Origin of the sequence: Moorena sp. SIO4A1, assembly GCF_010672065.1 — a bacterium.
Taxonomy (GTDB): Bacteria; Cyanobacteriota; Cyanobacteriia; order Cyanobacteriales; family Coleofasciculaceae; genus Moorena.
This window is the reverse complement of record NZ_JAAHHX010000061.1, coordinates 1-9,965: the sequence shown is the minus strand read 5'-3', so window position 1 is coordinate 9,965 and position 9,965 is coordinate 1. Positions and strand designations below refer to the sequence as shown.

Sequence of the window (9,965 nt, the reverse complement as noted above, 5' to 3'; positions counted from 1 at the left end):
ACCAGGTTCTTTGGGATTTTCGCTGGGTAAGTCATACATTGTCGGCAAGGTTTGCCGAGGTGAAATTAGTGGCTGTGATGGATAAGGAAGAGAAGTCATAGGTATTGTCGATTGTGAATAACTCGATTTATGGTTGTGTATCTTGGTTCCAATAGGAACCTCCTGGTAATTGAGTTAAATACTGATTAATAAATAAAGGTAAATCCTTTTTTGAATAGAGGTATGTCAAGGCCAGCAAATCTTGAGTTGTTTGCCTGAGCTGAGCTCTATCTAATAGTTTTGAAAGTTGAGCTGGAGTATAGGCACCATTGAGAACCTCCACACTCGCCGTGGAAATTGCTGCCTCCAGTTCATTGTCAATCAATGACTGCCATTGATCAGCATTGATAGTATAAGATTTTTGGTTATCTTTGAGATTCAGTTTTTGGATTTCCCTAATGAAATCACGAATTGAAGCTGCCCAAGAATTTGTCAAACGCTCCTCTACTTGGTTTTTAATCAAGTTAATCAATGCCTTGTTTAAATAGGATTCAATCTGATGCACAGTTGCGCGTTTAGTCATCTGTTCCAACTCATCTACAATTGCTAAGGCATCTGCGTAGCGTCCCTCTAGGATACTTATTCTGAGATCGATTAATTCCTGACTCATACCCCAGTCCTCACAGATTTATGGTTCTCTTTAGCCTATCGAAGAAACTGCACAAGTCATCTGGAACGCATATTAACTAAATAAAGTCAATAGCACGGTGCTAGGAAAATAGCTTTCAGGGCAAAAAATGGGTAACGGATGTAACCGATGGCACTATCGGGAAGATAGGGAAAGTGTGGGAAGTGTGGGAGGTGTGGGAAGTGTGGGAGGTGTGGGATTTGTGGGAGGTGTGGGGAGATGGGGACCCACCCCTAACCCCTCCCAGGAGGGGAATGGGGAGATGGGGAGAATTTTCGACGAATAGTCGGGATTTTCGGCAAATTTATCGAACCATCAGTTTTGTCACTTAGCGATGCATCGCTTCTTCGTTGTTTTCCTTTTCCTGTGCTGAGGTTAAGTCCCATGTTTTACCCAAATGTAAAAAACCTACCCCTGTGAGTCTCCCCACCCTCTCCTTAATTATGGGTATTCAACCAGACTTGATATTAGGATTGCTATAGGAGACATGAGAAATAAAGATCATGGCATATAGCGACTTTACAAGTATCTACAAAGTCCAAACGGCGTTTAACCTCCTTCTTGATGAGGGGGATACTGTATTTAAGGAAATTGCCCCGATCGAGCCGAGTGATCACTTGAAAACAACCCTTAAGGAAAATCTGCCGCTCGCGAATGCTATCAATACCGAAAAAGCTCGTTCTGAGTTAGTTATTGCTCCGGTTTTACTGGAAGTGCGCCGTCTGCTTGATTTCCAAATCGGTTTTTTTTCTGGAACTGAGTTTAATGTTGATAGAGGAACTGGATTAAATGGATACTGTGATTATATCCTTACTGCTTCTAAGGAAATCTATGAAATTCGGACACCAGTTGTCACTCTAGTGGAGGCAAAAAATGAAAATATTAAGGGGGGATTAGGACAGTGCATTGCGGAAATGGTAGCAGCTCAGAGATTTAATCAACAACAGGATCAGGATATTGATGCTATCTATGGAGCTGTGACTACTGGGACGAATTGGAAGTTTCTCAAGTTGGTGAATCAATTGGTGTTTATTGATTTGGATGACTATTATATTAAGGAAATTGATCTGATACTGGGCATATTGGCACATCCGTTTCAGCAGTATCTATGAGGCAAGAGGCAAAAGGCAAGAGGCAAGAGGCAAGAGGCAAGAGGCAAGAAAGTAGCCACTGCATCAAGACAATAGTTATGGATAAAGTTGGTTATGGGTCGGTCTGATTAAGTTAGTATTTTTGTACTAACTCGACTAACTATAAGCGATCGCAAATCAGGTTCATGTCCCAATCCATGTCCGAATCCATTTCTCAATCCCAATGGCAAGTCCTACCCCCACCTGACTTTCCTCAGTGGTTCATCGAAGCTGTCAAATCCTATACTAATGGCTCTTCGGGACATTATGCTGCTCAACTGCTGTGGCAACGGGGAATACGAGAGGAGAAACAACTGGCTGGTTTCCTCAACCCAGATTTGTATCAACCTACCAGCCCTTTTGATTTTGGACAGGAAATGAAATGGGCAGTAAAACGCCTACGGCAAGCCCGTGAGGCTGGGGAAAAGGTTGCCATATGGGGGGACTTTGATGCCGATGGCATCACGGCTACTAGTGTCCTCTGGGAAGGACTGGGACAGTTTTTCTGGGAGCACCAACAGCTAAGTTACTACATTCCCAATCGCCTGACGGAATCCCATGGTTTGAATTGTCCAGGAATTGACCAACTGCACGCTTCTGGGGTGAAACTTATCGTTACCTGCGATACTGGCAGCACGAATCTGAAGGAAATTGATTATGCTCACCAGTTGGGAATGGATGTGATTATCACTGACCACCATACTCTACCAGATGACCGTCCGCCAGTGGTTTCTATCATCAATTCCCGCTATTTTGCTGAAAGTCATCCTTTATTTCATTTGTCTGGAGTGGCGGTAGCGTATAAGTTAGTGGAAGCGATGTATCAGCGTTTACCTAATATTCCCCAACAACGGTTAGAGGGGTTGCTGGATTTGGTGGCAATTGGTCTAATTGCGGATTTAGTGGAATTATCTGGAGATTGTCGTTACCTGGCACAACGGGGAATTGAACAACTGAAGCAGCAACTGAAAACTCGCTCTCGTCCTGGTATAGCGCGATTGTTAGAGTTGTGTAAACGCAGTGGCGATCGCCCGACTGATATTTCTTTCGGACTTGGCCCGAGAATTAATGCTGTAAGTCGAATTCAAGGGGATGCTTCATTTTGTGTTGAGTTACTCACTAGTAAGGATGAGAAACGTTGTGAGCAACTGGCTTTAGAGACGGAATTAGCTAATACCCGCCGCATGTCTTTACAAAAAGATATTACTAAGCAGGTTAAGGATAAACTTGCCCAACTTGATCTGTCTACTACTAATGTGATTGTCTTAGAGGATCCCCAATGGCCGGTTGGTGTTTTAGGCTTAGTGGCTGGTCAAATTGCTCAGGAATACGGACGCCCGACGATTTTGTTAAGTACAGTTTTGTTAAGTACTGAAAGTAGCGATAGAGAAAGCCAGCTGGGAGAAGCAGGTTTAGAAGATAAACACTCCTATAGTATAGCACGGGGTTCGGCTCGTTCTGTTAATAATATTGATCTTTATGAATTAGTCAATTCCCAAGCTCATCTGTTGCATCGCTTCGGAGGTCATCCTTTTGCGGCTGGGTTGAGTTTGCCAGTGGATAATATTCGTTTATTTAGGGAAGCGATTAACCAGCAGTTGGCACAAAAACTAGGGACTACGGGTGCTTTGATGATGCCAGCTATAGAAGCGGATTTGGTGGTTAAGGTTGCTGAGTTGGGCAAAGCACTATTTGATGAGTTGAAACACCTGGAACCTTGTGGGATGGGTAATCCGGTGCCAAAATTGCTGATTAAAAACTGTTGGTTTGAGCAGGTTTGGAATCGTAACTCTAAGGATTTTAGAGGACGGAAAGTACAGTATATTAAAACTAAATTTGAAATTTGGGATGACTCTACGAGTATGGGTTTTCCTGGTATTTGGTGGGGACATTATCAGGATGAAGTCCCTAAAGTTAGATGTAATGCTGTTGTGGAATTAGACTATAATAATTACGAAAAACGTCCAGAAGTGCGCCTCGTTGCGGTGCAACCTTGCCAGGAAAATTATTTGCAGTCTTGTTTACAGGTCTCTAATCAGCTCGATTGGATTTTAGATTGTCGGGGACAAGAGTTACAGGTTGAAGGTTTAACTCCTCTAATGGTTTATGAGTGTCCGACGAGTTGGGATGAGTTACAAGTATGGTGTAGGAGAGCGATACAGGCAGAACGACAATTAGCGATCGCATATCCACGGCCTAAACAACTATCTGCCCAAGACACCTGGAAAAAGTTGCTAGGAATTGCTAAGTTCCTCAGTCGCACGGGTCAATGGGCTACTTTGGTGCAATTGCAGGAGAAGTTAGATTTAAGCGATCGCACTGTTGAGTTAGGACTGAATGCCCTATCAGCGATTGGTTTTGAAGTTTCCCACCAGGACTGCGGGGTACAAATAAGCTGGCATGGGAGGGAGTGGTCTTCCGATTGGCCGTTGGCCACGCTACGCGAGCGGACGAATGTTGCTGGAAATGATGCGATTGCGCTACGCGCACGCTGCGCGAACGCAATATTTTTTGCTGCCATTGAGGAGGAACAGTTCCGACGTCAGTATTTTTACCAGGTGCCTCTGTCTACCATTGCTGCATATAACATTGCTGGATATGGCATGGTTGGTATCAAACAAGATTAGACTTCGCCGCAGTTGTCTAATCTGTGACACCTAGTAAACAGTCCACTAACAAAACACAGACATTAAATTAATTGATAAAACCGACTCTCTTTTAAAGAGTATCAACTAATTAGGGCGTCTAAAACTAAGCAAATTTTTTTCTAGTTATATCCGGATTCGCCAGATTCAAGTCATCTCAAGCTTTTCAAGTATTTAGATTTTTTTTTATAACCTGAGGAACCTTTTGTTTATTCCCAACGACTTGTAGAGAAAGGAACAAAAAATTAACTAGTTTGAGGAAATAAACAATGCAAGGTTTACTGAAATCTATTTTCACCATTTCTACTTTGGCTGCTACAACAATTGCTCCCGTTTTACTAGGAAATAGTATGGCTTCCGCTAATCCCGGAGCAGATGATCTCAGCGTCAAAGGTACAGATGCTAGCTACATTGGGGTTGGTCTGGCCGCCGGTGTAACTAGTGATGGACAAGGGAATGACCAAAATGTTGGTGGTAATATTACCACTCGTCTAACAACTTCAAAGCTTCCAGTTTCTCTAAGAGGTGATATTCTTTTCAATGATGACAATACGGCGATTATTCCTAGTGTTTCCTTTGACCTAGGCGTAGCTAAAAATACTAATGTTTTTGCTAGTGTTGGTTACTCTTTTGTGGAAGATGACGGAGACAATACACCCATCGGTAATCAAGATGCTTGGGTGCTTGGCGTGGGTGCTGAAAGCCAAATTGCTAAGGATGTTTTGGTTTACGGCAATACTAAGGTAGGTCTTAACGCTTACGAAAATAGTTCAGGTGAGTCTGTCAGTGTTCAATTGGGTGCAGGCTACCGTTTCTAAACTTAGTATGTCCATTGTCAAAGGGAAAGGATGAAGGATGAAGCATGAAGGATGAAGCATGAAGGATGAAGTATAAAGGATGAAGTATTAACTGTCAAATACTTCAACTGAGGTGACAACAATCCTCTTGTGCATCTACTCGCTTTGGCCAATCTACTCGCTTCAACCTTCCTTCAACTCTTTCCTTTCCTCTTTGCCGGTATCTCATTGAACGACAATGAATGAATTTGGAGAAATTTTAGGATTTCTAAAGTTATGGATCCAATGGGCAACGGTAACGGTAGTATTAGGATCTAATCATTAACCGTAATCCCGACCGATTTATCGGGAATTATACTTATTCATCTTTTTTGCTCCGTTGAACCCATGGTTGTATCTCAGACTCCTAAAGCCCGCAAACCCTCTAAGATTGAAGGAATTAAAGAACGCAGTAACTTCTTGCGTGAGCCGGTGGCAACTGAATTGCTACAGGATACCACTCATTTTACAGAAGACGCTATTCAAATTCTTAAGTTTCACGGGTCTTACCAGCAAGACAACCGAGATAACCGGGTCAAGGGTCAGGAAAAAGACTATCAGATGATGCTGCGCACTCGCAATCCTGGAGGATTTATTCCACCAGAGCTTTATCTGACTCTAGAGCAGTTGTCAGAAGAGTATGGTAACCATACCCTACGAGTAACTACCCGTCAGGGTTTTCAGATTCATGGCATTCTCAAGAAGAATTTGAAAGCGACAATTGCAGCAATTATCCGCAATATGGGGTCAACCTTGGGTGCTTGTGGAGACCTCAACCGTAATGTTATGGCTGCGCCAGCACCATACAAAAATCGACCAGAGTATCAGTATGCTTGGGAGTATGCTGATCGGATTGCTGACTTACTTACCCCTCAAACCGGTGCCTATTACGAGATTTGGCTGGATGGGGAAAAGGTAATTAGTGCTGAGGAAGCTCCGGAGGTGAAAGCAGCACGGCAGCGCAATGGTAATGGTACTATTTTCCAGGACAAAGAGGAACCAATCTACGGGGAACACTATATGCCCCGGAAGTTTAAGTGTTCCGTAACGGTTCCCGGGGATAACTCGATTGATATCTATACCCAAGATGTGGGGTTGGTGGTAATTACCAACGACCAGGGAGAACTGGAGGGATTTAATGTTCTGGCTGGTGGGGGTATGGGTCGCACTCACAATAAAGAAGAAACCTTTGCTCGTCTAGCTGACCACATCTGCTATGTAGAGAAAGACGATATCTATGACTTGGTTAAGGCAATTGTGGCAACCCAGCGGGATTATGGCGATCGCGTAAACCGCCGTCATGCCAGAATGAAGTACCTAATCAATGATTGGGGTGTCGATAAGTTCCGGGAAAAAGTAGAAAGCTACTTCGGTAAAACCCTGGCACCGTTTAAGCCCTTACCCCCATTTAAGTACGAAGATTATTTGGGTTGGAACGAACAAGGAGACGGAAAGCTATTCCTGGGGATATCGATTGAGAATGGTCGGGTCAAAGATGAAGGGAATTTCCGACTCAAAACAGCTCTGCGGGAAATTACTGAGAAATTTGCCCTACCGATGCGGCTTACTGCTAACCACAATATTATTCTCTATGAGATTGACCCGACCCACCAGCAAGCCCTGAATCAGATTCTAGAACAGCACGGTATTCAAGTTACTCCAGAAGGAATTGAACCGTTAGTGCGCTACTCCATGGCTTGTCCAGCTTTACCTACCTGTGGTTTAGCGGTTACGGAATCAGAACGGGCGCTCCCTGGCATGGTTGATCGGATTCGGTTACTGCTGAACAAATTGGGGTTAGAGAAGGAATATTTTGTGATCCGAATGACCGGTTGTCCCAATGGCTGTGCTAGACCGTATATGGCAGAGTTGGGATTTGTCGGTAGCGCACCAAAGGCTTATCAAGTGTGGCTGGGAGCTTCACCAGATCAAACTCGGTTATCACGAGCCTATGTGCAGAAAATGCCAGAAAGTGAGCTGGAATCTTTCTTTGAACCAATTTTTGTGCAGTTTCGGGAAGAGCGCAAACCTCAGGAGAGTTTTGGGGATTTTTGCGATCGCATTGGCTTCGATGCCCTTCGGGAATTTTCCGCTAACTATGAGCTAGGTAGCGGTATAGTTAATCCAAATGGCAAGCCAGCAGCTAAGAAATCTTCTACTGCTAAAAATCGCCGTCGAATTAGCATTCCCGAAGAAGTCCATGCTCGTCTTAAGCAAGCTGCTGCTGACCAAGGGAAAAGTATGACGCAGTTGGCAGCAGAAGCTCTGGAAGCGTATTTACCATAACTAGGTTAGCAAGAATGAAGAATGAAGAATTAAGAATTGAGAATTGAGAATGAAGAATGCAGAATTCAAAATTCAAAATTCAAAATTCAAAATTATCGATGATATCCATTGGTAGCAAGGGCAGTAGATACTTGTTGGATTAGAGCTTCTTTGGTAGAGGAGTTATCTAAAACTAGATCAGCAAGTACTATTTTCTGCTGGAGGGGGAGTTGGCTGTTGATTCGGGCTTGAGCTTGTTCTTTAGAGATGCGATCGCGTTTCTGGATCCGTCTGAGCTGTTGTTCTGGTGAGCAGCTGACTACCCAAGTTTCTGTCACTAAATCGGTCATCTTAGCTTCAAATAGCAAAGGGATGACTAAAATGACTGTCGGAGCAACTAGCGATGCAGCGCGGTCTTGGGTAGGCAGCGCGGTCTTGGGGGTTCCCCCCATGAGCGACTGCCGTTGGTTTCCCCCACTCGCTATTGCATCAAGAAAGGTATCGAGTTCAGATTGAAAGCGATCGCGTACATAAGGATGGATTTGTTCCTCTAACCACTGTCGCTCAGCTGGGTTACTAAAAATTATCTCTCCCAAGCGTTTGCGGTTCAGGGTACCTTCACTCTGTTGCACTTGTAAACCGTAGCGCTGATAAATCTGTTTCAGGATTGGTGAATCTGGTTGTACCGCTTCTCTGGCATAGATATCCGCATCTAAAATCGGTAGCCTGTAGGTATCAGCCAGGTAATTCGATACAGTGGTTTTTCCCGTAGCAATACCACCGGTTAGACCAATGATGCGTTTTTGATTCATGGGCGTTAAGTATACAATCGGTTATGATATCAGGGAGTTATAGCAGAAGTCCGAAGTCCGAAGTCCGAAGTCCGAAGTCCGAAGTCAAACTCTTGCGCTTACTTAGGTTTGAGACTTTTATCATGTCCTAACTGCCCTGGCGACTACTATAGATCAGGGATGCGATCGCACCTGTTGGTCATAAATCACTGCTACCAGGTGATGGGTTACGGGGCAATTCCTTTGGCGTTCCTTAATCATGGAATAATTTTAAGAGTAGGTGCGCGCCTCGTGGCGAGTAAATCGCCCTTGGGTCGCACCTGTAGAATGGGCATCTTGTGTGGAACTGGCATCTTGCCAGTTTCATGCTTATTTTCGCGCGGGCAGGATGCCCGCTCTACTCCTGTTCATTCAAAGATTCAGCAACGCCATTTCTTTCCCTTCATCCACCCTACAGTAGCTTAAGGCTGAGTTGGTCAGTTTTGAGTGCTTCAGTTTTCTTTTCTAAATCTCATCTAACTTTCATTTATTCGTTAGGGTGATTTCAGAATGGTAGTTCATTCTAATAATTAAGCAACTAAAGCAATGATTCAATTCATTTTTGATTACTAGGAGGAAGTGTTATGAAACGTCTAATTGTTGGTGGTTTATCCGTATTGTTAATGGCAGCAGCAACTCCGGCTGTGCAAGCAGAAAGAACTGTTGTTAAACACAACTCTTTAAACAATGCTCTGGTCAGTCAACGAATAGCCTCTACTATCGCCACAGGAAGCTTTATCACCGTTGATCGAGGGCATCGCACTCAAGGAAATGTAAAGATTGTCAATGAAAATGGTAAACGCTATCTAGAATTCGATCAATCCTTTAAAACGGGTAGTGGGCCCGATGTGAATGTACTCCTGTATCCGAACAGCAGTGTACCTCGTAAAATTCGGGGACAAGACTATGTAACCCTCGCCCGAATCAAGCAATTCAGTGGTGCTCAACGCTATGCTATTCCTGACGACTTGAATCTTAACGAATTTGGCTCTGTAGCAATTTGGTGTCGTCGGTTTGACATCACCTTTGGTTACGCTGCGCTGTAAAAGAGGTACTTTCCTGCTGGGTTAATGGGAGTAGGGAGTAGGGAGTAGGGAGTAGGGATGCAGGGCAGTCAAAAGGAGCTAGTTACTCATCGCCCCATCGCTCCATCGCCCCATCTTCCCACACTTACCACACCTGTCACGCCTCCCATCTAGCGGTTTATAGCCTAATGAGGTACACAGGATTTTTCCGAAGCTTCCTGCTCCCTGTTCCCTGCTCCCTGCTCCCTGTTCCCTGTTCCCTGTTTGTCATGGGTTAATCTCCTATTGACTAAGTCTCTTTGACCCAGTCTCTAGTTATAGTTATCCCAAGTTGGTAGTCTTCTTGATCAAGAAAACGCCTTTTAGACAATTAAATTTATTTGACAATTAAATTATTTCCCCAATTTCCCCGCAAAGATCGGGTAACGCTTAATCGAACGCTCTAGAATAACAGTGAACACTAGGGGTAAGCCAGAACAGTAACGTGCAGCTAAAGCAAGTCATTATTATTCACAAAGCTGGAGACTCCCAAGGAAAACGTTGCGCAGAAAAATGCGCTCGGGAGTT

At 44.1% G+C, this 9,965-nt stretch carries 9 protein-coding genes; 7 read left to right on the top strand and 2 right to left on the bottom strand.

Annotated elements, in window-relative coordinates; translation table 11 throughout:
- Window positions 1-127: 127 nt before the first annotated feature.
- On the bottom strand, window positions 128-649 hold the full coding sequence (locus tag F6K53_RS28225) for a DUF29 family protein (protein WP_293021247.1): 522 nt from the start codon (window positions 647-649) through the stop codon (window positions 128-130).
- Window positions 650-776: 127 nt separating this feature from the next.
- Between F6K53_RS28225 and F6K53_RS28220 the strand changes: the two genes are divergently transcribed.
- The 5 genes from F6K53_RS28220 to sir all read left to right on the top strand — a co-directional run bounded on the left by F6K53_RS28220 (window position 777) and on the right by sir (window position 7,564).
- Window positions 777-953 carry a hypothetical protein gene (locus F6K53_RS28220; protein WP_293071680.1) on the top strand — a complete coding sequence of 59 codons (177 nt, stop codon included), beginning with the start codon at window positions 777-779 and terminating at the stop codon, window positions 951-953.
- A 217-nt stretch (window positions 954-1,170) separates the two neighbouring features.
- Complete coding sequence (locus tag F6K53_RS28215) at window positions 1,171-1,779, top strand: hypothetical protein (RefSeq protein ID WP_293071679.1); 609 nt, start codon at window positions 1,171-1,173, stop codon at window positions 1,777-1,779.
- A gap of 176 nt (window positions 1,780-1,955) precedes the next feature.
- Window positions 1,956-4,424, top strand: coding sequence for a DHH family phosphoesterase (locus tag F6K53_RS28210; RefSeq protein ID WP_293082948.1), 2,469 nt, complete (start codon window positions 1,956-1,958; stop codon window positions 4,422-4,424).
- Window positions 4,425-4,711: 287 nt separating this feature from the next.
- Window positions 4,712-5,260 (top strand): outer membrane beta-barrel protein, encoded by a 549-nt coding sequence (locus F6K53_RS28205; protein ID WP_293021252.1) that lies wholly within the window; start codon window positions 4,712-4,714, stop codon window positions 5,258-5,260.
- Window positions 5,261-5,626: 366 nt separating this feature from the next.
- On the top strand, window positions 5,627-7,564 hold the full coding sequence (gene sir, locus F6K53_RS28200) for a sulfite reductase, ferredoxin dependent (RefSeq protein ID WP_293082945.1): 1,938 nt from the start codon (window positions 5,627-5,629) through the stop codon (window positions 7,562-7,564).
- Window positions 7,565-7,656: 92 nt separating this feature from the next.
- Here sir and coaE read toward each other — a convergent pair whose 3' ends face one another.
- Window positions 7,657-8,355, bottom strand: a complete 699-nt coding sequence (gene coaE, locus F6K53_RS28195; RefSeq protein ID WP_293072147.1) for a dephospho-CoA kinase — start codon at window positions 8,353-8,355, stop codon at window positions 7,657-7,659.
- 259 nt (window positions 8,356-8,614) lie between these two features.
- Here coaE and F6K53_RS28190 point away from each other — a divergent pair, with 259 nt between their 5' ends.
- Both F6K53_RS28190 and F6K53_RS28185 read left to right on the top strand, forming a co-directional pair.
- Window positions 8,615-8,794, top strand: coding sequence for a hypothetical protein (locus tag F6K53_RS28190; RefSeq protein ID WP_293042418.1), 180 nt, complete (start codon window positions 8,615-8,617; stop codon window positions 8,792-8,794).
- A 163-nt stretch (window positions 8,795-8,957) separates the two neighbouring features.
- On the top strand, window positions 8,958-9,419 hold the full coding sequence (locus F6K53_RS28185; RefSeq protein WP_075901141.1) for a DM13 domain-containing protein: 462 nt from the start codon (window positions 8,958-8,960) through the stop codon (window positions 9,417-9,419).
- Window positions 9,420-9,965 lie beyond the last annotated feature (546 nt).

Excerpts from the sequence above, each read along its gene's own strand:
- F6K53_RS28205 (WP_293021252.1), top strand. The coding sequence starts at position 4,712 with ATGCAAGGTTTACTGAAATCTATTTTCACCATTTCTACTTTGGCTGCT.
- F6K53_RS28215 (WP_293071679.1), top strand. The coding sequence starts at position 1,171 with ATGGCATATAGCGACTTTACAAGTATCTACAAAGTCCAAACGGCGTTT.
- F6K53_RS28210 (WP_293082948.1), top strand. The coding sequence starts at position 1,956 with ATGTCCGAATCCATTTCTCAATCCCAATGGCAAGTCCTACCCCCACCT.
- F6K53_RS28225 (WP_293021247.1), bottom strand. The coding sequence starts at position 649 with ATGAGTCAGGAATTAATCGATCTCAGAATAAGTATCCTAGAGGGACGC.
- F6K53_RS28220 (WP_293071680.1), top strand. The coding sequence starts at position 777 with ATGGGTAACGGATGTAACCGATGGCACTATCGGGAAGATAGGGAAAGT.
- sir (WP_293082945.1), top strand. The coding sequence starts at position 5,627 with ATGGTTGTATCTCAGACTCCTAAAGCCCGCAAACCCTCTAAGATTGAA.
- coaE (WP_293072147.1), bottom strand. The coding sequence starts at position 8,355 with ATGAATCAAAAACGCATCATTGGTCTAACCGGTGGTATTGCTACGGGA.
- F6K53_RS28185 (WP_075901141.1), top strand. The coding sequence starts at position 8,958 with ATGAAACGTCTAATTGTTGGTGGTTTATCCGTATTGTTAATGGCAGCA.